This is a genomic window from Arcticibacterium sp. SM2516 (assembly GCF_057914865.1).
Genome location: NZ_CP195290.1, coordinates 1,322,757 through 1,347,109 on the forward strand (window position 1 = coordinate 1,322,757; position 24,353 = coordinate 1,347,109).

Consider the following 24,353-nt stretch of genomic DNA (forward strand, 5'->3'; position numbering starts at 1 on the left):
CAAACCATAGGAATAATTAAGGGGACAAGAAAGCCAAAGAGCACGGCTTCAAGCTTATCGATTTCTAATTTGGGAAGTTATCATGTGGTTCTTATACGTAAATTAGTTATTAGATGTCAAGCCAAACGATTTATAAGGCCAAACCTAAGCTGCAAATTTAGGAGAGCTGGTTCGCTATTATTTTTACTCACTTATTGAAACATAAATATCCAATTCAGCGTCATTCCAATCTTGACTTCTTTCATCATAAACTTCAAAATCGAACCCAAATTTTAGTTGAATTTCCGAGGTCCAAATTTTTTCCCATGCTTCGGTTATGCAACCCGTCATTACGCCTTTAGCTGTAATTTTTACATATTTTTGAGAAGGAATTTTTAAAGATTCTAAATTTTTAGGAGTTTCCGCATTTTCATCTACCATGCAACCTATGAAATATGAAAAAGGCTTTGTTTCGTCTTTTTCATAGTCAAAATATACCGCATAGATTTCATGGCTTAATTTATTTGGAATAGAGTCGAAAATTTTATCTTTTTCAAATTTCTGCCATAAATCCCCACAATCTTTACCTGATTGATTATTTTTATTTATGGTTTTTTCTTCAAGTTTTAATCCCACTAATTTGAAGTTAGTTTTTTGATATTTTTCCATTCTTACTTTTTTAAATTTCGTTGTAATTGATAAGGTCGAGGATTTTTTAGATGAACATTAACGTGTTTGTATAAAGCTAGTAACGTGTTTTAAACCTGGATTATGCGTTGGGAAATCGTTATGAGTTTTAAAGTGGGATAAATCAGACATTTAAACGAGATGAGCATAGCAGTTTACCCTGAGCTAATGTCCAAGGGCTATGGTGATTGAGTTTAAATGGCTGTAAGCCTGCACTGAGCCTGACCAAGTGAACTGATTTGTGATACCCTGAGTAACACCGAAGGGAAGCAATTTAGCTACAGTCCCGGTAAAATCGGGAGGTTTTCTAATACTTAAACGGGGTTTAATCAAGTCATTATACTCTATTAAAGACTGAAACATTCAAGTTGTTGCCTTAACTTCCTCTTCGTAAAGTCGCATAGCGAGTAAACCATTGCCAACTGCACCGCCTGCTCGAATTGCAGCCGAAATGAAAACTGTTTCAGCAATCTCTTCACGTGTTGCCCCTGCCCGAACCGCATTTTGGATATGTGATTCAATACAATAGGCACATTGCGTAGTAAGAGCCACAGACACAGAAATGAGTTCCCGGTATTTTATAGGAATTACACCATCTTCACGTTCTGCAGTATGTTTAAGTTTAAAGAAAGCCGCGGCTTCTTTAGGAGCTGCACCAACAAGCGTTTCAACAAATGCACGGTCTTTGGGTGTTTGATATTCAGACATAGGATTTATAAAAAGGAGTATTAATTTATGAAAATATATTTTAGACTAAAAAGTGGCTTACTTTGAGCCGGAATGAGTGGCTCACTTTAAACCGGAATATCTACCCAATAGCACCTAAATTCAAATCTAAGCTCCGGTATCATAAACTTTTGTTGAGATTCAGGAAGATAGCATCAATGAAACTAGAAACGGTTTGAAGACCGATAAGTGAATTTCGAGAGGTCAGGTCAGCCTGTCTTCCTATAGGCAGATAAATCGGTAGATTGGAAGCCCCCGTAGAGCGGTTCTGACGAAGGGATCCTTTGAAGTGTAAGTATTCAAGGCAACAGAAAATCAAAATGGGGCTGACCACTCCACCATACTTTTGTAATCCCAACCATATCGCATTGTTCCTGTAACTTCACCGGAGTTGGAAAAAGAATAGTTTGTCTGCTCGAACTGATCAAAAAAGATATCAATCACTAAAATGTTTTCTTTTCCATTCACTATTTCAGTATTTGAAATAACAAAATCGTCAAATTTGTACTTTTGATAAATTTCCGTATCTCCTTCATTCCGAGTGACGATAATTTCTCCTTCATTAAAAACAGTTCCTTGTAGTTTTTCAACAATTATTTTCGGATAAGAAAACAAAATATCGTCAAAATCAATTTTTATGGTTAAGTATTCTTTTGATGGGGCACCATGTACTCTTTCATTATCACCATTTTGCAAAGACAAAGAAACTTCCAAAAGAGGAATGTAATCACCACTTAAGCCCTGAATGGTTGTAGCATCTTCTTCACTAAAAATGGGTTCATTAGCTACCAAATAGGCGTTCTGTGATTGTGAACAAAAGCTAACTAAAAGGAAAATTAAAGTGTATAAGTATTTAATCATCTTAATCAGTATATTCAAAAGTTTCAGTTCTTGTATTTTATTTTTTTCTAACCTTAATAGCTAGCGTAATCAAATGTTTCAATGCTTGTATTTCCATTTTTCTTAACCTTCATTTCTAGCGTTTCGGACACCATCGTAAGCCTAAGTAAAGGTTTATTACCACTAATAACTAATTGTTCAACTTGCTGGATAAAATATTTACCTAAGGTCAATTGCAAATGATCATCGTTAGGATTTGGTGTTCCAATGTCACCTGGAAAAGAGTAAATTATTGCTTCCTGCCCAATATTGTTTCTTGGTGGAGATAGATGTTGATCCAAAATCTCCGGTGTTTTTTCATCAACTTCCAGGAGAATTGTTATTTCAAAATTATTGGGGATTTCAGGACTTGAGTTGTTAAATCCAGTAACATTGAGAAATTCTTTACTCTCCATCCTTATTACGTCCAAGTAATCTTGAAAATTGGCATTAGGACTGTTTCCACTAATATTATTAAATTTTACAAACCTTCTAGCTCCATCCCCCATTATATCCCAATTCCCCCTTTCGGAGCTACGCAAATTATTATCACCATCTCCCGATGGTCCCTGGGGACCTTCAGGCCCGGTATCTCCTTTAGGACCTTGAATTCCTTGATCTCCTTTCACCCCTTGCTCACCTGTAGGTCCTGTCTCACCTTGAATTCCTTGATCTCCTTTGGGACCTGGTATACCCGCTGGTCCTGTTTCACCTTGAATTCCTTGGTCGCCAGTATCGCCTTTCGGCCCTTGCACACCTTGATTCCATGTTTGTCCGTCGAAATACCAAATACCTGAATTAGATTCATCGTTTTGAAATATAATTAAACCCTTTTCGGGATTTAAGATATTTTGACGCTCTTGGCTACTCATTCTAGGAATTAGTAAGCCTTTCGTTTTAGAAGCTATTTCTAAAATGGCACTTGAAGCAGCTTCCGGTTTTTGGCCCGTGGAATCAAATTTGACACCGGTATTTTGAGCAACAAGTTCGAATTGAACGAATAGGAAAAGAAGATAAATGCAAACGAATTTTTTTTTCATGGCTAGCTTTAAGGTGCTAATAGTTTTAAAATTATTTATTTTCTAAATAAATTCCAAAAAAAACTGATTAAGCGGTGTGAGTTACATCAATAGATAGATGAGATTGACCTTAACCTTAACATGATGAGAGTACCTCAATGTTTTAGAATCTTTGACAGATTTTTTCCATGATTCTAAATCAAATCTAAGCTCCGGTATCATAAACGCTTGTGCAGATTCTGGAAGATAGCATCAGCGAAACTTGAAACAGTCTGAGGACGGATAAATAATTTCGAGAGGTCAGGTCAGCCTGTCCTCCTATAGGCAGTTAAATCGGCAGACAAGAAGACCTCACTGAGCGGGCTGAATTGTTTGTGAGGTAAACAAATAAACATCTTCTTAAATCAAGCTAATTCTTAAGATAGCTTTTTCAAAGCTTCAATAATTTCATCAGGTTCAGAACGAGTTCTATAGTCTACGTTAACATAGCTCCATGTTACTACGCCGTCCTGTCCTAAAATAAATGTGGCTGGAATAGGTAATATGCTACCATTGCCATTATTGATTGTTTCTAAATCAAGATTTCTATCTACTCGCATATGTTCCATCAAAAACTCTGGTACTTCCCAAGCAACTCCATACTCTGAAGCCACCTTGGCATCTTGGTCAGACAATACCGTAAAGTCCATATTACTAATTTCACTTTTGCTCATGGAGCCGTCAGGTACTTGTGGACTGATAGCAACTAATGTAGCACCTAATGCATGAATGTCATCTAGTTTAGCTTGCAAAGCCCTAAGTTGAAGGTTGCAGTAGGGACACCAATCACCACGATAAAATGTGACCACAACAGGGCCTTTATCTAATAAGGTTTCTAAGGATATCGATTTTCCATCAGGATTTGGGAGTTCAAATTTTGGGGCTTTTTGGCCAACTTTAATGGCGTCACTACCTTGTTGGAAAGCTTTTGCTTGGTTAATAATATCATCAACGCCTTTCATGAATTCAGGATTAGCCTTTCTACCTGATTCAATTTTAGCATCGGTTAGTTCTTTTAGTTTTTTCATATAAATTAGATTGGGTCTGTTGCCATTCCTAGCTTAGGATTATCGGACAAATTTCGATGTCACATTTTATTTAGCTACAACGTTTTGCCGCTTTCCGTTCATGTGGACTTTTTAGCACAACAATTGATACGAAGAACCGAACTTAAATATACGTAAAATGTGTCAAACGAAGCAGGTAACCTCGTCTGACGCAAAACCGCTGTTATGCGTTCACTCTTTTCTTTTCTCAGTTAGTTCGGTGAGTTAAGAGCCATTTTGTTTCCTTCCGAATCAAGGAATATTGCAAAGTAGCCACTTCCGTCTGCGTGAGCGGTTTTAGGCACTGTTATTTGCCCGCCATTTTTCTCTACTTTGTCAAGTACTAATTGGAGATTTTCTCCTGCATTCAAGTACATTGTTACTCCGTCTGCTGATGGCTTATATCCGTCTGCATGAATTATGACCCCTGTAACCATTTGTCCTTCATAAGGCCATATTCCCATTTGCATTCCTTCAACATCCATTTTTTCTATTTTGATGTCCAACAATGCTTGATAAAAATTAATTGCTCGTGAAATATCCGTCGCTGGAATTTCAAACATGGAAATGTAACTTTTCATATTTTCTACTTCTGAATTTGTTAATGTGTCTTTTCTCGTTCCTTCAGAATTTGTTTTGTCCGAATTGGAGCATGAAACAAAACAAATTGCAGAAACCAACGTAGCTAAAATTATTTCTTTGACTGCCATTGACTATCTAATTTTAATTCAAAATTAAATGTTAGAAAGAAGCCGAAATAGTAGAAATGCGACACTGCAAAACCTATTTATAGAAAAGGGCAGATAGAGCCATATGTTCATTGTCTAAAAACTCCTTTGGTGTAAGCCCAACAAGGTCTTTAAAATCTTTTATGAAGTGATTTTGGTCGAAATATTCACGCTCGTAAGCAATGTCTGTCAGTGTTTCTGATTTTTTGTTGAGCAACAAATTTAAAGTTGTTTGCAGTCGAATAGCTTTGCCTAACTGCTTTGGGCTGATGCCAATTTGTTTTCTAAAATGCCTTTCAAGCTGTCTTCTCTTTGAAACGTCATCTTTCAAAATAACATTTATGGGAGTCGTTCCGTTTGTTTTGAGAAGAGCATCAACGGTTGATTTTACAATAGTACTAATCGTATTTTTTTCGTAAAGTCTCTTTAGTAGAAAGGTTTCGATAATATTCATTCTTTGTTCAGAATCTATAGCCTGAATCATTTGTTGCTCTAATTCATAGGCTTCTGCTTGTCCGAAAAGTTCTGAAATAGGTGTTTCCTTGTCAACCAATTTTTCCAGTGGTGTATTTACAAAGTTTACAAATCCAATAGGATAGAAACAGATTGCGAAAGTGTCAACATTACCAACGGGTAAAATGTAATATGATTTTGTTCTCTGTCCCATGACCATTGCATTGGGATGAAGGATAAAGTCTGTTTCCGAAGTGTATCTTTTAATCTTGTCGCCAAAATTGAAAGTCATTTCTATGCAGCCGTCAGGTACGATTTTTTGCTTTTGATTTTTTGGGTCAAAAGGCACTTCCAAAGTCCAATAAAATTTTACTATGGATTTTAAGTCTTTATGTGGTTCATATGTCTGATAGTTCATTTACACTTGGTGTTTCATAGCGTGACGCATATCGCTTGTGTGAGCCTTGAATGGCGAATTTAGTTCTTTAGCGGAACAATCCAAAGGGTGGAAGACTGGGCGTCGCCGTCCTATAAGCGTGGGAGTGGATACCCCGACTCTTTGAGGTCTTCTTGACCGCAAAACTGTGTACCTTACGCTTCAAACCGCTTATGGTTAATTTTGTTACCATTAGAAACTATATTCAAATCTAAGTTCAGATATCTATTTAATTATGAATACTTGTGCGGATTATAGAATGTAGAATAGTGAAAACTGTTATGGAAACTGGATAATTAAGTTTTGGGAGGTCTAACCTACTTTTTGCCAGACAGAAACAATTCACAAAGTGGGAAAAACCATAATGGATGTCAAGCCAGAGGATTTAAAACGTCTAACTTAAGCTACATTTATCCGCCTTAGAAGGAAGCTTAGGAGAGCAGACTGGCTGCAGTTTTTATTTATCTGTTCCAAATTCAAGTTGTCGCAGGTATTCTTTTTCATCAAAATATCCGTTTGATTTTTGAATTAATCCTTTATTTATAGTCCACTCCTCAAATCCACTAATTTTAACTTTCTTGCCAGTTCCATTTGGTACATCATTTGTGCCAGTGAGTGTCCAATAGAATCGTGTTTTGTCCGATTTTGTAACTAGACTATCCATTGAAACAACCATATCCGGAAAAGCTTCCATAAATCCTTTCGCAACATTTGTAATTGCGGCAGTACCTTTTGCTGGTGAGTCCTCATTTATCTGTAGAACTCCATCTTCAGCGAAAAAAGAGGAAACAAAATCAGGTCTTTGGCTACACCATACCTGTGCATAACTCTTGGCAAAAATGGCTATATCAAATTTTTGAAGTTCTTCTGGTAAGGCTGTATTAGTGAATGAGATATTAATGAATTTCCATTCACCATCTTCCTTTATTAAGGTGAAATTGTCTATGTTATTTGTCCGAGGGACACCATATTTATGTAGTGTAGCATCAGCCCAAACAAAAGCAATTTCGCCCTTATTTATAAGGATTTTGTATTCCTTCACGGGTTCGTAAAAGGGCTTGCGTTCTTGGCCTCGTTTTTTTTGTGTTTCAAAGTATTCGGCAATTGGGATAACGGAGTTTTTCGAAACACCATCTCGTATTATGGCACTTGCCAAGTTTGCTTTGTCTGAAACTATGGAATCCAAGGTCTTAAAGTCAGAATTACCTACTGCAAACAAGAGTTTTTCTACAAGGGCTATTAATTCTAGTTCCTCTGGATTCCAGGTGGGACCTTCTACCACCTTTTCGGTCTTATTTGATTTGGATTGACAGCTAAAAAATAAGCTAGAAACCACTACAAGAGTTAATATGACAATACTCCATGTTTTTTTCATAAATAGATTTTTTAATTGTTGTCAAAGGTTAGTATGTGAAAAGTAGAAGCTTGTGATTTTCAGTTAAGTAAACTCGAGTCAAAAGCTTTGACTTTATCTGGCCTATTTTTTACCGTTTTTCTTAACCACGATAAAATAACTAGATGCACCTTTATAAATCTTCTCGGAATCAACAGTCTGAAAATTTCCATTTGTGATTAAGTCATCTAAATCAGAACTTTTAAGTCTTCTTATAGGAATTGGGATTATTCCAATTGCACACATTATTTGAACAAGTCGAATTTGCAAACCAACTAAAAAAGACAATTTACCTCCTAAACAAGGTGTCACAGAAATAAACAAACCATCAGGTTTTAATAATTCGTGTATTCTTTGTACAGCATCATTGGGATTAGGAATAGTGTGCAACATATTGAAAGCTAGTATTCTATCATAAGATTCTTTTTTGTGTTTTTCATCAAAAATATCCGTTTGAGAGAAAGTTACATTTTCAATTTTTTTATCGACTGCCTTTGCTTTAGCAATTTCAATCATCTTTGATGATATGTCAATGGCGTGTATTTCTTTAACATAGTCGGCAATTTCACAAGATACTGTACCCGTTCCACAGCCATAATCTAAAACAACATTACTTTTTTCTAAATACTTTTTAGCGTTTTTTCGAGACTTGCTATGAATATATTCAAAACGTTCTTCTGTTTTGTCGTAGTTTTTTGAAGCACTATCCCAGAATTTTGATGATTTATTCATTCGTTGTAATTTCTTGTTGTTTGTCATTGGCTATAACATTGTGTAGATGCATTTTCTGTCCGAGTAGCGTCCCCCGATAGCTATCGGGATGTTATTGTCCAGACTTCTTTTAGTTCTAATTTGAAAACTTATTATCAAAAATATCGAAATTATCCATGAAGTTTAATTGCATCCGCTTTTTGAGGTCTAGGAAGTTTGTCCTCCTAACGGTGGAGACAGAAGGCCTTACAGTGTGGGAAAATTGAAAATTATAGCTGCAGAAACTCCTTCTTAAAACACAAATAACAAACGAGTTCAATTGAATCCCTCCCGATAGCTATCGGGAGCAAATATCTGGGTGCTTGAGCTCAACATAGGCTCAGATGAACCGAAGCCCTACTTCGCTGTATTCGGTCCTAATTGTTAGCTGCAGTAATTTTCAGTATTCAATTCAGGATATAAAATTTGAATTAGTAAATCACAGTCAAATTTTGCGTTGGGTCTTTCTTCATAAAAAGCAGTTACTTTTTTTCTAAATGTTCCTTTTCTGTCTAATTCGATTAATTTGTTCCAAATTCCGTAATGTTTAAATGCCAATTCTATATAATCCCAATATTCTTGATATGAATGAACTGCGTTATTCGCAAAAGCAATCCATTGATTCGATTTATATCCAAACCCAATAATTTCATTTATTTTCGCACTTTCAATTGTGCAGATTAAGTTCCGATGTTCAAATAATTTGTCTATCAGATACTTGCTGTTAAGTTTAGTGGATAAATAATGTAGTAATATTTCCGATTGTTTTTCTTTCTCTATTGGATACCATTCTTTAATAATTGATTCGTCTGTTTTTGTGAAAATATAACCTCTTTTGAGTATAAGTTTTGATAAATACTTTCCGTGTTTAATTTCTTTATTTCCAAATAGGGTTTGGAAAAGGCTTTTTTGTTCTTTAGACTTTTTATTTACGTCTATCTCAAGTAAGTGGCAATTAAGCATAAATTCTAAAAACGGATAATTATTTCTTTTTGCGATTGAAAACCATTTATGAATTTTAGGCTCATCTTTATCATCTTTAAATGCGTTTGATTCATTAAGTATTTTTAATTCATATTCACTTAGTTTAAAAATTCTTTCTTTTATGGGTTTAAAATTGAAGGATTCGGTTTTCCATAAATATCTTAAATCGTCAATTATTTCATTTGATTTTTCCTTTGCGTCACTTAACTTTCTTGCTTTTATTCTTTCAGTTTCTTCTTTTTTAGATTTCTCAATGTTTATTAATCTCTCTTTGTCTTTTAACTCCAACTTCATTCTAAAGTCGAAAAAATAAGCTTGGTAAGATTCTTTATCAAATTTCAATTGAGAAAGACCGATTGATTTTTCAATCCATTTAGTTAGTAGCTTATTGTCATTAACTAAAAACGGGAATTTATATGTGCAAAGAAGTCTGAAGTCATTTGTGCTTTCGTCTAATTTAAAAAAGTTTTGATATTCAGTTAAGTACTTTATATCTCGTTCAGTTTGATTTTGACCTTGAACATTAAAATTGTCCAAAATCCATATTAGATACATTCCATTACGCTTATAAAATTTATAACGACTAATTATATATCTTAATGATAAATCGGAAAGTTGGATTTCAAAAACAAGCTTTTTGCCTTTATAAATGCAGAAGACATCTGGTTTTCGTTTCTCATTATTATCAATGATAAATCTATCATCCACATTTATCGAAGAAATTCCGTCTATTTTTGAAATCCTTTGAGCAATTTTATTTTTTAGCTCTTTATGTCTATCACTTTCTTTTGATTTATAGATTTTTGTTAATTCCTCAGTTTCTTTAGGCGAAAGCTTTGTGTCTTTTAATAGGCAATAATCAGCATTGGGTTGATGCTTAAAATGAAGTCGGTCATATTTACTTGTAGAAACATTTAGTTTTTGCGAGCATTCGCAACAGTACAATTCAACTTCATCTTTGTGAAATTGTCTACGGACTTCAAACCCACTTTTTGCAGTCTCAAAAACCTCATTTGCTTCAAGAATTTCGCCTGATATTTTGTCATAGGCTACTTTTATTGTTCTCTCAAACGACATATTTTGAATGATAGGTTTAGATTGTGACGAACATTAGTTTAGACAAATTTTCTGTCCAAGTAGCGTCTCCCAATAACTATCGGGATGTTATTGTCCAGACTTCTTGTAGTTCAAACTTGAAAACTTATTATCAAAAATATTGAAATTCTCCATGAAGTCTAATGGAATCCGCTCTTTGAGGTCTAACCATTTTGTCCTCCTATCGGCGGATAAATTGGCAGACAGAACACCTTACAGAGTGGGAAATACAATAATGATGTCAAGCCAGAGGCTTTTAAAACGCCTAACCTAAGCTGGAAGCTTAGGAGAATGGATTTTTAAAATTTAATGTCTTCACTTTTTTCTTTAATAATATCTTTTTGGGTTTCTTTTATTAGTAATTCAAGCAGTAATGTTTTAAGGTCGATGTAATTGACAGATAGCGTAGTTTCATAAATTATCAAATTCCCTTTTCGTCTTACAAAGTCATATTTATCGATGAAATTATTGTTAATTAGAGCTTGTTTTAGACCCTCATCTTTTAATTGTTCTGAATTCTCTTTTATTTTATCCTCAAGCCAATTCGATTTATTATTTCCATAAACTCCGTTCCATTTTTCAAACGGAACAATATTTAATTTTATTAAAACTCCATTTTTGTTGTAAAAGGGTTTAATAAAATATTTTCCTTCTCCAGTTATTGTTTTTCCTGATTTTTCTGTCGAAATACTTGTGTTAAAAGTGTAACCTGAACCAAGGTTAAAAGTTTCAGCATAAACTGACATTCTATTCGAGTTAGAATACTCAAGAGTCTTACCTTCTTTCCTTAATTTTTGAATATGATTTTTGTAATCAGATTTATTCATTCCAATTGTAAATCCTAGAAATAGGGTGTCTTTAGAATGAGGTGTTGTTTTAATCAGACTATCAAGTAATGTTTTGTTTGAGTAGTCAACAGTTTGTATTCTTATGCTTTGTTTTTTTTGAGAATTTTCACACGAAGTCAAAATTCCAATTGTTATGATAATTCCTAAGAGTATTTTTGATTTCATAAAAAAATGTTTTCAGCTTATGTATCCGAACAAAAGGTGTTTAAACTATTTCTAAATCCGCACGAATCTAATAGCTTTTTAATGAATATTAAGAGTTTGTTACCATGTGGGTATAAAATTAATATATATGAAAGTTTGACTGAAAGGTGTGTTTTATGGTTCTATAGAAATTCTACCCATTTAGTTGTCGTATATCTACTTCTACCCAAAACTAGCAAAATTATGAGTAGAATCAAGCAAAATATACCCACCTATTGAAAATTGTCAAAAGGGTTTAAATCTGATAAACTTAAATGTATAAATCCTAACTCCCCAAAGCCTCTAAAATCACCTCGCAAGCCACATGAATTTGTTCGTCGGAAATGGTTAGGGGAGGGGCTATTCGCATGGCGTTGTCGCAGTAGAGAAACCAGTCGGTTATTACGCCATTTTCTATGGTGCGGTCTATCACCGCTTTCATGTATTCAAAGTCAGAAAGCTGTACGGCCAGCATAAGTCCCATGCCACGTACTTCCTTAATTTCGGGGTGTACCAGCAGGCTTTTAAAAAGCTCGCCTTTGCGTAGGGTTTCGCTGTGGTCTATTTCATCATGTAGGATGTTCACCGTGGCCAGTGAAGCCGCACAGCTCACAGGATGCCCACCAAAAGTGGTAATATGCCCCAAAATAGGATTATCGGTCAGCACACTCATAATTGCTTTAGGAGCCATAAAAGCACCTATCGGCATGCCGCCGCCCATGCCTTTGGCAGACAGTAAAATATCGGGTACTACGCCATATTGCTCAAAAGCCCAAAAAGAACCCGTACGTCCAAAGCCATTCTGTATTTCATCAAAAACCAGCAAAGTGCCTGTTTCCTTACAGCGTTTGCCCAATGCCGTAATATAGGCTTGCGAGGCAGGTCTTACGCCGCTTTCACCACCCACAGGTTCGTAAAACACAGCGGCGGTTCTTTCGGTAATGAGGTTTAAATCCTCAAACTGCTCACGGGCTATTTTGCGTATATCGGGTAGGGTAGGTCTAAAGTTTCTTTTAAAGGCCTCGTCTCCTAGGGAGAGTGCCCCTTGAGTGCTGCCGTGGTAGGCATTATGAAAAGCTATAATTTCTGTTCTTCCCGTATATCTTTTGGCCAGTTTCATGGCACCTTCTACGGCTTCTGTGCCAGAGTTGGTAAAATATACATTGTCTATGCTTAAACCACTGCTTGTTTTAAAATGGCTTAGTGTGTCGGTAAGGGCTTTGGCTAATAGCACTTGCGGGCTTTGCACATATTCGCCATACACCATCTGGTGCAGATATTGGTCTGCTTGGTCTTTAATGGCCTGTACCACTTTTGGGTGCCTGTGGCCCACATTACTAACGGCTATTCCCGCTATGAGGTCAATGTACTTTTTTCCAGACTTGTCTATCAAATAAACCCCCTCGGCTTTGGTAAATTCCAGTGCCAGCGGAAAGTCGCTCGTTTGAGCCATATTTTCTAAGAAGACTTGTCTTAAGTGCATGGTCGTCTAATCTGTTTCAAAAAATGCGGAGCTGCCGCCTACCCAGTCAAAATCTTTATTATAATCTACTCCAATCATCTCTCCTTGGCTTAGCCTAGCCAAGTTGGTCATTAGCCTTGGGTTTCCTTTATCTTCTGGCCAAATGTAAAGTAGGCGAACTTCTGCTTTTATAAGGGTGCCATCTGGCTTTTTAACAATCGGCTCGTATTGTACTTTTCTTTGAAGCAGGTAGTTCTCCTTGTCTTTTATGCTGTCTAGTTTTTCTTCCGTAGGGTGTAGGTCTACGCCATGTCCCGCAAAAGAGAAAAGTGGCTTAAGCACATAGTTGTTCAGATCTTCTGGGTATGCTTTTAAAGCATCCAAATATTTGCTTTCGGGGATGTACTTTCCTTTAAGCAAAGGCATACAAAACTTACTCACCCTATAAAACCAGTTTGGATGCGTAATCCATTTTAATTTAGCCTTTTTTAAGAAGTCAATACGGACTTTTAGCTCAGGGTAATTTTGCTCAATATCGTCAAAAATAATCCTGTTGTATATCCGGTCTATCCTGATTTCCTCTTCGCTGTTTTTATAGTAAAGATGCTTCCCTTTTAAGAAAACTTGGCTCAGGCAAACGGTGTCTATGCCCCAGTAGGTTTTCGTGATTTCAAAATCCAATTTGGTTTTTTGCTTACTGGGGTAAACTTCCAGTAAAATGGTATTTTCTGAAGATTTTCCCTTTAGGATTTTCTCCATTTCATTGATATAAGAAAAGGCGTTTAACTTATTGAAATAAGGAGAAAAGCTGTTGGATATAGCAAAAAACTTCTTGTATTTACCTGCCAAATAACTCTGGTAGGCAAACAGGCTTGGGAAGCCTTGCAGCTCTATCAGTTGCGGTTCTAGCTCTCCGTCTGCAGATTTCGCAATGGCAAAATCTATGGACAAAAAATGAGGATTTTTAGATTCTCCGTTAAAGCGGTATTCTGCAGGAATGGCCTTTTCAGTTTTGGCTATAAAGTCGTCTTTTTTGATACCATTGATGACGTCGTTTGCCGCCATTAAAAACTTAGACTTAAGTTCTCTGGTAATGAAAATGGGACTTTCGGCTATTCTAAAATCTAAGGCTCCCGGAAACTCGCTGTTGATCTCCGAAATCATGCTCTCATATTTCTCTGTAGAGAAAGAGGCGTTAAAGCTTTCGCGTTCTTTTAGATGCATTATTGCTGACTAGATATAATGAGCTGCGGAACATTTTTGATGCTCTGCAAAGCATGATTTAAAAATCTTGGAATAATGACGGATTCCGTCAATAGTATTTTGTCTGGGTCGTCAAGTTGCACTATCATCTCCTCATACTTTTCTTCTCCGTGCTCATTTACCACTGCTAATTTCTTGTCTGATTGTAAAAAATAACGCTGCATGCCTTCGGCATCTGCTTCTGGATGAAACTGAACGCCCACCACCTCATCTGTGAGCCTAATACCCATAATAGCTCTTTCTAGCGGAATGTGCGGTCTTATCTTTTCCAATGCCAGTATTTTGGCATTCATTTTTTCCAGCTGCTCTGTATTGGGCTGAATGACCTGATAATCTCTAGAGTCCACGGCCCAAAAAGGGTCTTCTAGTCCTTCAAACAACACCTCGCCTTTGGCTTCTGGCGTTTGATGAATAGGCATAACGCCAAAAGAGGTAGATTTTCTTTCACATACCAGTCCAAAACCAAAACGCTGAACCATCAACTGGAACGAGTGACAGATAAGAAACAAGTGCTTTTTATGGTCGTTGACTTTGTTGTGATTTAGTACGGCATCTAAGAAATTAAAAAATTTGGTTTCCCATTGAAAACCTTGGATTATCGGACTTCCAGGGCCTCCGGTAGAGATAAAGATGTCGTAAGCCTCTATTTCTGGAAGTGCTGCATCTCCTCTTACATCAAAGATATCGTAGTTTCCCTTTATATTTTCTTGAGACAGAAATGCTCCTAAAAGCATCTTAATGCATCTCATTCCCTCATTGGGGTAGCCATCGTAAAGGTCGAGTATGGCTATTTTTACTTCGGTAGACATTGATTTAAGCTCTTAATTCTGTTACGCTACAAAGGTCGTTATTTTTGGTTCAAAGACCGAATTTGGTTTCGTCTATTATGTAGTCCACTACACTTTTAAGATCTCCGGTTTCATTATACACAGCCAGTTGCCTGTCTGCACCTGTACCATTTTTCATAATTTGGTGTACATATTCCACTTCTTTTCTAGAGCCTAAATCGTCTAAAACATCGTCTATAAAATGAAGGAGCTCATGTACCAAATCTTTAAAAGGTACTTCTATTTCCTTTCCAAAATCTATCAAATTGGCATGAATGCCGTCTCGGGCAGCACGCCATTTATTCTCGGCTATCAGTATGCGTCTGTAGCTTCTAAAGCTAAGATTTTCTTGTCTTATTTTGTGCAGCTTCGCAATGAGTGCCTGCATAATGGCCGCCAAACAGATGGTTTCGTCTAACCTCATGGGCACATCACAGATACGGTATTCTATGGTAGGGTAGAAGGGGTGCACCCTGATGTCCCACCAGATTTTCTTGCCGTTGTCAATGCAATTGGTTTTTACCAAAAGATTCACATAATCATCATATTCGGCTGCAGAACCGAAGTAATCTGGAATTCCTGTCCTCGGAAATTTGTCGAAAACCTTGGAGCGATAAGACATAAAACCGGTGTCTCTGCCACACCAAAAAGGCGAGTTGGTACTCAAAGCATGAATATGCGGAAGGAAATATCTTACCTCATTCATGATTTTTATGGCTTCTTGGCGGTCTTCTATACCTACATGAACATGCAGACCAAAAATGAGGTTACCACGAGCCACGTCTCTCATTTCATTGATGATTTCGTCGTAGCGTTCATCCACGGTGATGAGTTGGTTCACCCAGTCAGAAAACGGGTGTGTACCAGCCGCCGCCACTTTGAAGTTCTTTTCTTCGGCGAGGCTGATCACATTATTTCTTAGAAACTGCACTTCTTCTCTAGCTTCCGCAATGTTCTGACAGATGTTGGTACCCGTTTCCACCACGGCCTGGTGCATTTCTTGTTTGATACGCTCCTGCAGAATCACCTGACCTCTGTCTACAATCTGCGACATATGAGATTTCAATTCCCGTGTTTCCGGGTCTATAATCTGAAATTCTTCTTCTATGCCTAGGGTGAATAATGACATTGATTTGTTAATAGCGTTTAAAATTTAGATATATATAAAGAAGTCCAAGAAATATTAAATTCTTAAGTCAGTGGAGCATTGAATCATTCACCTTTAACCTTTAACCAATAACCCATTGAAATATTGGAAAAAGAATAATTAAATCATTGAACCATTAAAACATTGAATCATTGTAACCATTAACCAATAACCCATTGGAGCATTGAATCATTTTAACCATTAACCTTCAACCAATAACCCATTGAATCATTGGAAAAAGAATAATTAAATCATTGAATCATTAAAACATTGAATCATTAAATCATTGTAACCATTAACCATTAACCAATAACTTCTAACATATGCTATCATTGTTGAACTTTCAAAATATCCTCCTTGGTAATAGAAGACTGCAAGAAAGTACCCCAAGTACAGTTATTTACACCTGGTTTATTACTCTTTGCTCTCGCAATCGCCATTTTAGCAGAATTTTCTACCACCCAGTCAAAATTCTCTTGACCTACAGAGTACACATCCGCATCTGGAGCAGGATTACAAAAATCTATGGCATATGGAATACCGTCTCTAATGGCAAACTCCACCGTATTGAAATCATAACCCAATGCCTGATTTAGCTGTATCACATATTTCGTAATGAGTGTCATTAGTTTTTTGTGTTCGGGTCCTGTGGTTTTTGGTTGCGTCGCATAACGCAAATGAGCAGGATTTCTAGGCTCATAAGGCATGATAAGGACGTTTTTACCGTCAAGAATGTAGCATCTGTAATAATCTGTGAAATCTATTTCCTCTTGCAGCATCATGACCAACTGTCCTGTTTCTTCATGCTTATGCCAAAGGTCAGACTCGCCGGTGACTTTATAAACGCTTTTCCAGCCACCACCGTCATGCGGTTTTAGATAAGCAGGAAATCCTATTTTCGAAAACATTTCGTTCCACTCCATCGGGAATTTAAGGTTTCTAAAGCTGGTCTCCGAGGTATCGGTGGGTCTCTCTTTAGAAGGAAGCAGCATGGTTTTAGGAACCGGTATTCCTAGTTTTACGGCCAAGCAGTTATTAAAGAATTTCTCATCTGCACTCCACCAAAAAGGATTATTGATAACCGCAGTGCCACATAAAGCGGCATTTTTAAGATAGGCCCTGTAAAAAGGTACATCTTGAGAAATACGATCAATGATAACGTCATACTCCGTTTCTACACCCTGTTCTACTTTTCCTATCTGAACTTGCTCGGCTATGATGTCTTTTTTGCCTGTAAGTTCATTTACCCGTTCCACAAATGCATGCGGGTAGGTGTTTTCCATTCCGAAGAGAATACCAATTTTTTTCATTTTAGATATTTTAAAGTTCAAAAGTTATGAGAGACTTTTGAGAAAACAAATACTGTTTCAAATAGACTAAGTACTTCTTTATTTTCAATGTAAAAATGCAGAAATATATTCAGGGAACATCATGTTCCAAAGAGGCCAATCATGGGTTATCCATTTTTTCTCATCGTACCAGTGGTTTATTTGCTTGTCGCCCATGAGTTTAGACAAACTAATATTGTCATCCCGACAAATGTCCCAATCTGAAGTGCCCAAAACTATATTCATGTGATTATAAATCCAACTGTCTGAATGAGGTAAAAAATCAACAGGGTTATTAAAGTAGACCTCGTCGTTAAAAAAGTCATCTAAAAAGTTACGGATGTTAAAAGACCCACTCATAGAAATGAGAAATGCGACCACATCGGGGTTTTTCAAGGCAAAATTCGTGGCATGATATCCACCAAAACTACAGCCGGCTATGCCTATTCTGTGTGTATTTGATGCCTTCTGAATGAATGGAACAAGTTCGTACTTTAAAAAATGGGTGTATTTAGTATAATTGGCAATTCGTTCTTGGCCAGAGAGGTGTTTGGCATAAAAGCTATCGTGGTCAATACTGGCCACGGAATATATTTTAATATCACCATGGTCAATTTTGTCGGCCACACTGTCTATTAATCCGAAGTTTTTATTTTGAAAAACGTCTCCCATAGAGGTTGGGAATAGTAAAACTGGAAAACCCCAGTGTCCATAAGTCATCAATTCTATATCTCTACCCAAGGCATGGGAATAAAACGCGGTGTGATTTTCTTGCACTTGATTCTGTTGTTAATGAATGGATGAATTAATTTTGTAACAAATTAGTCGAAAACAGATAGAAAGAAACATTTAGGTTTAACAATTTTCGATTTTCATCCGTTTAAAAGCTAAGCATGAAGTTATTTAAAAAGGCCTCTTTGGTCTCTGGTCTTCTTAAGAGAACTGTTATCTATGATTTGGTGCTTCCACCAGGCTATTCAGATAGCAAGAAATACACCCTACTTTTAATGAACGACGGGCAGGATTTTGAGCGATTAAGGATGGGTGAAGTGCTAGAGAAATTCTGGAAAACTAATGGTTCAGCCTTTATTTTTGTGGGGGTGCACTGTAATGAAAACAGGCTGTCGGAATATGGAACAGCGGGTGTTTTAGATTTTAAGGGCAGGGGAGATAAAGCTATTTTCTACCAAGATTTTATCTTAAAGGAATTATTGCCTGAGCTAAAATCTAAAGTCAGTCTCAAAGATGCCGATCATGTTTTCTGTGGTTTTTCTTTAGGAGGTTTGTCGGCTTTTGATATGCTCATAGAAAACCCAAAGACTTTCTCTAAGGTTGGGGTTTTTAGTGGTGCATTATGGTGGCGAAGTGTAGATTATGGGGCACAATACCAAGACTCCAAACACAGAATCATCCATGAGAAAGTGAAGTCCATCCCCTATAAACGTAACCTTAATTTCTGGTTTCAGTGTGGCACAGAAGACGAAACCGCCGACAGGAATAATAACGGCATTATAGATGCCATAGACGACACCCAAGACCTGATGGAGCTATTGATTCAAAAAGGTTTCAAATTAGACTCGGATATAAAGTATCTGGAAGTCCTAGGTGGAAAACATAATCAGGAAACCTGGCATGGGGCTATGCCGCATTTTTTAGACTGGGCTTTTAACGCTTAGCTTAGACATAAAAAAGACTCCATGAATTTAATCATGGAGTCTTCTCTGTATGCTTACCAAATATATTTATTTGGTTTTACCTTTTGCTCCGGCAGCATGAATGATAGCAGCACTAGCCACCTGCTTTAATTGCTCTGGAGTTCTATATCCTAATGCCTGATGAACCACTTTTTGAGTTTCAGGGTCAATAAATAAAAGCGTAGGGTATGCCCTCACAATATATTTTTTGGCTATTGATGGACCTTCTCCTTTTTCCATGTCAATCTTAGTACTTAAGAAATGCTCATTGAAATATTTTCCTAATTCCTCATTTGGGAAAACATTGTTCTGTAACAATTTACATGGCCCGCACCAAGCGGTATAAGCATCTAGGAAAATAAGTTTGTTCTCAGCTTTAGCTTTCGAAACAACCATTGCCCATGAATTTTCTTCAAACTTTATTCCGCTTTGTGCCATGGTAGCCAAGCTCATAAAGCCAAGAAATAAGGAAAGTATAGCGATTTTTTTCATTCGTAGTCTTTGTATTTTATCAATTAACGGAGTTTATACCGTGTTTGGTTTGTTTTTAGACGAAACTTTCGTCAATAATCATTTTACAAAGATTAAGCCAATCTCAAATATTGACTCAGACCTTAATCTTCATCATCGTCATCTGAATCACTATCTTCATCATTTTCCACGTCGGTATTGATATAATCAAGATCGCTAAACTTGTCCGCGTATTCTTCTTTGATTTCTTCTTTAAGGTTACCATCATCGTCAAAATCATCATCATCCTCAATAATGGATTCTGCTTTCTCCACAGTCATCCTTACCAGATAATATCTTTCATCCGTCTCAAAAGGAAGAGCAGAAACATAGGCTCCATCTTTATTAGTGAAACGGATAAGGTGATCTGCAAAACCAAATGGGTAGGACAGTTTAATTTGTTCTTGAATGGTTTCCTCCAATTTATCGAAATCTTTGATAACCCTAGGCTTACTGATATTTTGACTCATAAGTGACAGTCTTTTATTGAAAATTTCTGCTAAGTAAATTTGAATTAGCGGACATATGCAAACGATGTGACCAAATATTTTTTTATCAGTTCATAAACCATGCTGAAAATGTGGCTAGTACTGATGAAATTATTTTTCACAAAAAACACACAATTCCACTTGAAGTGTAAAAACAACGCTAAAAATACTTTCTAAGGGGATATTAGAATCATTGACATAAGACAAAGATTTATACCAATTTAAGGAAAATATTTTGAAAGGTTTTATTAGGTATAAGACGAATGCAAAGAAAAAATATTTTTAGATTAGACCGCTATATTGAGAAAAATCTATGTTTTAGAAAAACCCTACTCACTGCAACAGCCTTTTTTGCCGTTTATTCCTATTTTGGCTCAGGCGGATTTTCAGAAAGCTCTTCAAACCGAAATGATTCAGGCAGAAGATGGTGACGTTATGAATATTGCCGAAATGCATTTTTTTATCAATTCCACACTTTCTATTGAAGGTAAAAACAACATCAAAATAGTGGGAGCAGGCATGGATAAGACCATACTCGATTTTGCGAAGCAAATAGACGGTACGAAAGGTTTAAGGGTTTCTAATATGGAGAAAAAGGACGGGTTCGGAAAGATTTATTGATTGTTTATCAAATTTGGGAAAGAGCTGCCTCATATACAGTAGGATGGCATCAAAGAGCCAGTAAACGATGCTCCGTATTTTGTAAAGAAGATATGAAATGCTGCTATTGCTAATTTTTTGGTTGCCGAGAATAAATTAAAAAGATCAATAGCCTTAATAGTGTTAAAAAGAGTAGTATGAGTAAAATTTAATTGCTCGATCTAGGATAGGAAATCAGGAACATTTTCATATTTTTCCATTCTATTCAACCTTATAAATCGTAAAAATGAAAACTAAAATTGCCTTACTGGCATTGATGCTCAGTACTTTAATGAACATACAGGCTCAGAAGTCAGCCATACTGAAATCTGAGTTTATTTATGAAAAAGCTCCATTTCCGAGTTGCCATGCATCCACCATTGAGGAAACCCCCACAGGGCTCGTAGCTTCATGGTTTGGTGGAACTGAAGAAAGAGACAAAGACGTAGAAATTTATGTGAGCCGTTTGGTAAACAACAAATGGACAGCTCCTATGTCTGTAGCGAACGGAATTCAACATAGCACCAAAAGGTACCCTACATGGAATCCAGTTTTATTTCAAGTGCCGAATGGCCCATTATTATTGTTTTTTAAAGTCGGACCTACCCCTAGAACTTGGTGGGGAGAAATGACCGAAAGTAACGATGGTGGAAAAACTTGGTCTACGCCTAGAAGATTGCCTGAAGATATATTTGGACCTGTTAAGAACAAGCCAGTTTTATTAGCAGATGGCCGCTTACTTTGTCCTACCAGCAAGGAAGTGGAAATAGATGATGTGGACCATTGGCAGGTTTATTTAGAAGAAACTACAGACTGGGGTAAAACCTGGAGCATTTCTGGTCCATTAAACGATGGTGTTAAAACCAATGCCATTCAGCCAAGTATTTTGACTTATCCAGACGGTAGGTTGCAAATGATATGTAGAAGTAAAGAAAGTAGACTTATGAACTTATGGTCTTCTGATAATGGTAAAACTTGGTCTGAGATAGAAATAACTAATATTCCCAATCCTAACTCGGGAACAGACGCTGTGACCCTTAAAGATGGTCGTCAGTTATTGATTTATAACCCTACCGTAAACTTCCCAGGAAAATGGGGCGGACCACGCTCTCCGCTACAACTTGCCACTTCTACGGATGGTAAGGAGTGGAAGCCAGTCTTGACTTTAGAAACTGAAAAAGGGGAGTTTTCTTACCCCGCTATTATTCAAGCAAAAGACGGCACGGTACATATTACATATACCTATAACCGTGAGTTAATTAAATACGTAAAAGTAGACCCAAAAAGACTTTAAATTAAAGATGACTGATAATACAAAATTGAAACTTTCGGGTATCATTACCCCTTTGGTAACACCACTAAATTCGGACTTTTCACTTGATATAGCTGCTCTAAAGGGCATTGTGGAGCACGTGATTAAAGGTGGTGTGCATGCCGTTTTTCCATTAGGTACTACAGGAGAGTTTTCTAGCTTCCCTTTAGGCATGCAGATAGAGATCATGCAGCACGTTTGTGACGCCGTAAAAGGCAGGGTTCCTGTTTTAGTGGGCATAAGTTCATGTAGCCTTGAAGACTCCCTAAGATTAGCGGAAATGGCATTTCTATTTAAAGCAGATGCTGTAGTGTCCACGCTACCTTTTTATTATACCATGACGCAGGAGGAAATGGAGATATATTTCAGCAATATGGCAGACAAAGTGAAATTACCACTGTATCTCTATAATATGCCTGGGATGACTAAAATGCATATTGAACCAGAAACAGTTAAGAGTCTATCTGGACACCCTAATATTTTGGGGCTTAAAGACAGTTCTGGTGATATGAAGTACTTCTCGGACTTGAATAATATCTTAAAAGGAGTGGATTTTGACCTTTTTGTGGGACCAGAAGAAAGCCTAAGTGAGTCTTTAAGTTTAGGTTCTAAAGGCGGTGTTAATGGAGGTTCAAATTTATTTCCTGAGCTTTATGTAGCGGCATTTGATGCCTTTAAAAACAAGGAATTGAAAGAAGTTGAAAAACTTCAGAAGCAGATACAAAAGCTAAGCGATGGACTATATAATATGACCAGCAGCCCTAATTCTTACCTTCAAGGGCTTAAAACAGCCATGAACGTGAATGGTTTATGTGAAGACACTTTGGCTCCGCCATTGCAGCAGATGTCTGAAAATAAAAGAGAAGAGCTTATAGAAAACTTAAAGTCACTGTTTTGAAAACGAGCATTATTGATATCGGCATTTTTGTCTTTTACCTCATTTTAGTCGTAGCCTTTGGACTATCTTTTTACAGGAAAAAGAGAACGGCTCAGGGATTTATTACGGGTGAAGGCCGGCTACCCGCTTGGGCGTTGGGCATGTCTGTATTTGCTACTTATGTAAGTAGTATTAGTTTTTTAGCCCTTCCGGGCAATGCTTTTTTTAAAGATTGGAACGGATTGGTTTTTAGCTTAAGCATACCTTTAGCTGCGTTTATCTCTGTGAAGTTTTTTGTTCCCTTATACCGAAAGCTTGGGAGCGAATCGGCCTATTTTTTTATGGAGCAGCGATTCGGCGTCTGGGCTAGAATTTATGCATCCGCGTGTTATTTGCTAACCCAATTGGCCAGAATGGGAGCTATTTTGTATCTGTTGGCATTGCCGATGCATACCCTGATGGGGTGGAGCATACCTTCCATTATTATTTTTACGGGATTATTGGTGATGATTTATGCCACTTTAGGGGGAATAGAAGCCGTAGTATGGACAGACGCTATTCAAGGTATAATACTTATTGCTGGAGCTTTAACTTGCCTTGTGATGCTTATTATTGATATCCCAGGAGGTTTTGGCGGATTTGTAGAAGCAGCCTCAGCAAGTAAGAAATTTAGTTTAGGAGACTTAAATGTGAGTTTAACCCAGCCCTCCTTTTGGTTAATTTTGGTTTATGGCTTCTTTATTAACCTTCAGAATTTTGGTGCAGATCAGAGTTATATTCAAAGGTATATAGGAGCCAAAAATGACAAAGATGCTGCCAAGTCTGTTTGGATGGGAAGTTTGTTATATGTTCCTGTTTCTGTGGTGTTTTTTATGATAGGAACCGCTCTGTGGGTTTTTTATCAAACCTATCCGGATTTATTGCCGAATGGTATGGCCTCAGATAAGGTTTTTCCTCATTTTATTGTCAATCAGCTACCCGCTGGGCTTACAGGTCTTTTAATAGCCGCTATTTTTTCTGCGGGTATGAGTACGCTAAGTACAAGTATTAATAGCTCTGCTACGGTATTATTGTCAGATTACTATAGGAAATTCAGTAAAACCGAAGTATCAGAAAAAGCTTCAATAGGCTTTCTAAGGTTGTCTTCTTTGGCTATGGGGCTACTTAGTATTATCGTGGCACTGGCCTTTAATGGTGTAAGTAGTGCTCTGGATACTTGGTGGGCACTGGCATCCATATTCAGTGGTGGTATTTTGGGTTTATTCCTGCTTGGGCTTTTGATAAAAAACATAACGCCAAAGGCGGCGATGATTGCGGTTGCAGTGGGTTTAATTTTTATTGTTTGGACCAGCATCATTCCATTAATCGGACTTGAGCCTTTGATTCACTCTAATTGGGTGGTCGTTTTTGGAACCATACTGATTTTTGGCATCGGTTGGTTGATCGCAAAGCTTAAACTTTGAGCGAATTTAAAGTATAAATAATAAAGTCAGATTGAACAAAGTTGATAACAGGTGATTTACATTTGGAAGCTCAACTTTGTTCAGCCCGACAACAAGGA

At 37.0% G+C, this 24,353-nt stretch carries 24 protein-coding genes; 5 read left to right on the forward strand and 19 right to left on the reverse strand.

What is annotated here, in order from left to right:
• Positions 1-183 precede the first annotated feature (183 nt).
• The 17 genes from ACSBFT_RS05490 to ACSBFT_RS05570 form a co-directional block, all read right to left on the reverse strand.
• Positions 184-648, reverse strand: coding sequence for a GyrI-like domain-containing protein (locus ACSBFT_RS05490; protein ID WP_489603843.1), 465 nt, complete (start codon positions 646-648; stop codon positions 184-186).
• A gap of 381 nt (positions 649-1,029) precedes the next feature.
• The gene (locus ACSBFT_RS05495) at positions 1,030-1,374 is read right to left on the reverse strand and encodes a carboxymuconolactone decarboxylase family protein (protein ID WP_463048489.1); all 345 of its coding nucleotides are present in this window, start codon (positions 1,372-1,374) and stop codon (positions 1,030-1,032) included.
• A 333-nt stretch (positions 1,375-1,707) separates the two neighbouring features.
• Positions 1,708-2,253: a hypothetical protein gene (locus ACSBFT_RS05500; RefSeq protein ID WP_489603844.1), complete on the reverse strand. Its 546-nt coding sequence runs from the start codon at positions 2,251-2,253 to the stop codon at positions 1,708-1,710.
• A gap of 53 nt (positions 2,254-2,306) precedes the next feature.
• Entirely contained in the window at positions 2,307-3,311 is a 1,005-nt protein-coding gene (locus ACSBFT_RS05505; protein ID WP_489603845.1) for a hypothetical protein, read from the reverse strand.
• Between the two features lie 395 nt (positions 3,312-3,706).
• Positions 3,707-4,357 carry a peroxiredoxin-like family protein gene (locus ACSBFT_RS05510; protein WP_489603846.1) on the reverse strand — a complete coding sequence of 217 codons (651 nt, stop codon included), beginning with the start codon at positions 4,355-4,357 and terminating at the stop codon, positions 3,707-3,709.
• A gap of 230 nt (positions 4,358-4,587) precedes the next feature.
• Complete coding sequence (locus tag ACSBFT_RS05515) at positions 4,588-5,085, reverse strand: VOC family protein (protein WP_489603847.1); 498 nt, start codon at positions 5,083-5,085, stop codon at positions 4,588-4,590.
• A 73-nt stretch (positions 5,086-5,158) separates the two neighbouring features.
• A complete protein-coding gene (locus ACSBFT_RS05520) occupies positions 5,159-5,974 on the reverse strand; it encodes an AraC family transcriptional regulator (protein ID WP_489603848.1) in 816 nt (271 codons plus the stop codon).
• Positions 5,975-6,449: 475 nt separating this feature from the next.
• A complete protein-coding gene (locus ACSBFT_RS05525; protein WP_489603849.1) occupies positions 6,450-7,367 on the reverse strand; it encodes an ester cyclase in 918 nt (305 codons plus the stop codon).
• 102 nt (positions 7,368-7,469) lie between these two features.
• On the reverse strand, positions 7,470-8,117 hold the full coding sequence (locus ACSBFT_RS05530) for a class I SAM-dependent methyltransferase (RefSeq protein WP_489603850.1): 648 nt from the start codon (positions 8,115-8,117) through the stop codon (positions 7,470-7,472).
• 402 nt (positions 8,118-8,519) lie between these two features.
• Entirely contained in the window at positions 8,520-10,196 is a 1,677-nt protein-coding gene (locus ACSBFT_RS05535; RefSeq protein ID WP_489603851.1) for a DUF6035 family protein, read from the reverse strand.
• Between the two features lie 317 nt (positions 10,197-10,513).
• On the reverse strand, positions 10,514-11,227 hold the full coding sequence (locus ACSBFT_RS05540; protein ID WP_489603852.1) for a hypothetical protein: 714 nt from the start codon (positions 11,225-11,227) through the stop codon (positions 10,514-10,516).
• A gap of 304 nt (positions 11,228-11,531) precedes the next feature.
• The gene (locus tag ACSBFT_RS05545; protein WP_489603853.1) at positions 11,532-12,728 is read right to left on the reverse strand and encodes an aspartate aminotransferase family protein; all 1,197 of its coding nucleotides are present in this window, start codon (positions 12,726-12,728) and stop codon (positions 11,532-11,534) included.
• A 6-nt stretch (positions 12,729-12,734) separates the two neighbouring features.
• Positions 12,735-13,931: a hypothetical protein gene (locus ACSBFT_RS05550; RefSeq protein WP_489603854.1), complete on the reverse strand. Its 1,197-nt coding sequence runs from the start codon at positions 13,929-13,931 to the stop codon at positions 12,735-12,737.
• Positions 13,931-14,779: a type 1 glutamine amidotransferase gene (locus tag ACSBFT_RS05555; protein ID WP_489603855.1), complete on the reverse strand. Its 849-nt coding sequence runs from the start codon at positions 14,777-14,779 to the stop codon at positions 13,931-13,933. Before ACSBFT_RS05555 ends, ACSBFT_RS05550 begins: the two co-directional genes overlap by 1 nt.
• A gap of 49 nt (positions 14,780-14,828) precedes the next feature.
• A complete protein-coding gene (locus ACSBFT_RS05560; RefSeq protein WP_489603856.1) occupies positions 14,829-15,926 on the reverse strand; it encodes a carboxylate-amine ligase in 1,098 nt (365 codons plus the stop codon).
• A gap of 347 nt (positions 15,927-16,273) precedes the next feature.
• A complete protein-coding gene (locus ACSBFT_RS05565) occupies positions 16,274-17,254 on the reverse strand; it encodes an ATP-grasp domain-containing protein (RefSeq protein WP_489603857.1) in 981 nt (326 codons plus the stop codon).
• Positions 17,255-17,338: 84 nt separating this feature from the next.
• On the reverse strand, positions 17,339-18,049 hold the full coding sequence (locus tag ACSBFT_RS05570; protein ID WP_489603858.1) for an alpha/beta hydrolase-fold protein: 711 nt from the start codon (positions 18,047-18,049) through the stop codon (positions 17,339-17,341).
• 116 nt (positions 18,050-18,165) lie between these two features.
• Between ACSBFT_RS05570 and ACSBFT_RS05575 the strand changes: the two genes are divergently transcribed.
• A complete protein-coding gene (locus ACSBFT_RS05575) occupies positions 18,166-18,948 on the forward strand; it encodes an alpha/beta hydrolase (RefSeq protein WP_489603859.1) in 783 nt (260 codons plus the stop codon).
• 66 nt (positions 18,949-19,014) lie between these two features.
• Here ACSBFT_RS05575 and ACSBFT_RS05580 read toward each other — a convergent pair whose 3' ends face one another.
• Positions 19,015-19,458: a thioredoxin family protein gene (locus tag ACSBFT_RS05580; protein WP_489603860.1), complete on the reverse strand. Its 444-nt coding sequence runs from the start codon at positions 19,456-19,458 to the stop codon at positions 19,015-19,017.
• Positions 19,459-19,580: 122 nt separating this feature from the next.
• Complete coding sequence (locus ACSBFT_RS05585) at positions 19,581-19,946, reverse strand: hypothetical protein (protein ID WP_463048609.1); 366 nt, start codon at positions 19,944-19,946, stop codon at positions 19,581-19,583.
• A 318-nt stretch (positions 19,947-20,264) separates the two neighbouring features.
• On the opposite strand from ACSBFT_RS05585, the gene ACSBFT_RS05590 reads away from it, so the two are divergent.
• The 4 genes from ACSBFT_RS05590 to ACSBFT_RS05605 all read left to right on the forward strand — a co-directional run bounded on the left by ACSBFT_RS05590 (position 20,265) and on the right by ACSBFT_RS05605 (position 24,255).
• Positions 20,265-20,585 carry a hypothetical protein gene (locus ACSBFT_RS05590; RefSeq protein WP_489603861.1) on the forward strand — a complete coding sequence of 107 codons (321 nt, stop codon included), beginning with the start codon at positions 20,265-20,267 and terminating at the stop codon, positions 20,583-20,585.
• A gap of 265 nt (positions 20,586-20,850) precedes the next feature.
• Positions 20,851-21,897, forward strand: a complete 1,047-nt coding sequence (locus ACSBFT_RS05595; protein ID WP_463047477.1) for a sialidase family protein — start codon at positions 20,851-20,853, stop codon at positions 21,895-21,897.
• Between the two features lie 7 nt (positions 21,898-21,904).
• Positions 21,905-22,813: a dihydrodipicolinate synthase family protein gene (locus ACSBFT_RS05600; protein WP_489603862.1), complete on the forward strand. Its 909-nt coding sequence runs from the start codon at positions 21,905-21,907 to the stop codon at positions 22,811-22,813.
• Positions 22,810-24,255 carry a sodium:solute symporter family protein gene (locus tag ACSBFT_RS05605; RefSeq protein ID WP_489603863.1) on the forward strand — a complete coding sequence of 482 codons (1,446 nt, stop codon included), beginning with the start codon at positions 22,810-22,812 and terminating at the stop codon, positions 24,253-24,255. The genes ACSBFT_RS05600 and ACSBFT_RS05605 overlap by 4 nt, the downstream gene beginning before the upstream one ends.
• Positions 24,256-24,353 lie beyond the last annotated feature (98 nt).

Coding starts and splice junctions, on each gene's coding strand:
- ACSBFT_RS05490 (WP_489603843.1), bottom strand. CDS start 648: ATGGAAAAATATCAAAAAACTAACTTCAAATTAGTGGGATTAAAACTT.
- ACSBFT_RS05530 (WP_489603850.1), bottom strand. CDS start 8,117: ATGAATAAATCATCAAAATTCTGGGATAGTGCTTCAAAAAACTACGAC.
- ACSBFT_RS05510 (WP_489603846.1), bottom strand. CDS start 4,357: ATGAAAAAACTAAAAGAACTAACCGATGCTAAAATTGAATCAGGTAGA.
- ACSBFT_RS05495 (WP_463048489.1), bottom strand. CDS start 1,374: ATGTCTGAATATCAAACACCCAAAGACCGTGCATTTGTTGAAACGCTT.
- ACSBFT_RS05550 (WP_489603854.1), bottom strand. CDS start 13,931: ATGCATCTAAAAGAACGCGAAAGCTTTAACGCCTCTTTCTCTACAGAG.
- ACSBFT_RS05565 (WP_489603857.1), bottom strand. CDS start 17,254: ATGAAAAAAATTGGTATTCTCTTCGGAATGGAAAACACCTACCCGCAT.
- ACSBFT_RS05540 (WP_489603852.1), bottom strand. CDS start 11,227: ATGAAATCAAAAATACTCTTAGGAATTATCATAACAATTGGAATTTTG.
- ACSBFT_RS05580 (WP_489603860.1), bottom strand. CDS start 19,458: ATGAAAAAAATCGCTATACTTTCCTTATTTCTTGGCTTTATGAGCTTG.
- ACSBFT_RS05515 (WP_489603847.1), bottom strand. CDS start 5,085: ATGGCAGTCAAAGAAATAATTTTAGCTACGTTGGTTTCTGCAATTTGT.
- ACSBFT_RS05560 (WP_489603856.1), bottom strand. CDS start 15,926: ATGTCATTATTCACCCTAGGCATAGAAGAAGAATTTCAGATTATAGAC.
- ACSBFT_RS05585 (WP_463048609.1), bottom strand. CDS start 19,946: ATGAGTCAAAATATCAGTAAGCCTAGGGTTATCAAAGATTTCGATAAA.
- ACSBFT_RS05575 (WP_489603859.1), top strand. CDS start 18,166: ATGAAGTTATTTAAAAAGGCCTCTTTGGTCTCTGGTCTTCTTAAGAGA.
- ACSBFT_RS05525 (WP_489603849.1), bottom strand. CDS start 7,367: ATGAAAAAAACATGGAGTATTGTCATATTAACTCTTGTAGTGGTTTCT.
- ACSBFT_RS05595 (WP_463047477.1), top strand. CDS start 20,851: ATGAAAACTAAAATTGCCTTACTGGCATTGATGCTCAGTACTTTAATG.
- ACSBFT_RS05505 (WP_489603845.1), bottom strand. CDS start 3,311: ATGAAAAAAAAATTCGTTTGCATTTATCTTCTTTTCCTATTCGTTCAA.
- ACSBFT_RS05535 (WP_489603851.1), bottom strand. CDS start 10,196: ATGTCGTTTGAGAGAACAATAAAAGTAGCCTATGACAAAATATCAGGC.
- ACSBFT_RS05555 (WP_489603855.1), bottom strand. CDS start 14,779: ATGTCTACCGAAGTAAAAATAGCCATACTCGACCTTTACGATGGCTAC.
- ACSBFT_RS05545 (WP_489603853.1), bottom strand. CDS start 12,728: ATGCACTTAAGACAAGTCTTCTTAGAAAATATGGCTCAAACGAGCGAC.
- ACSBFT_RS05600 (WP_489603862.1), top strand. CDS start 21,905: ATGACTGATAATACAAAATTGAAACTTTCGGGTATCATTACCCCTTTG.
- ACSBFT_RS05500 (WP_489603844.1), bottom strand. CDS start 2,253: ATGATTAAATACTTATACACTTTAATTTTCCTTTTAGTTAGCTTTTGT.
- ACSBFT_RS05520 (WP_489603848.1), bottom strand. CDS start 5,974: ATGAACTATCAGACATATGAACCACATAAAGACTTAAAATCCATAGTA.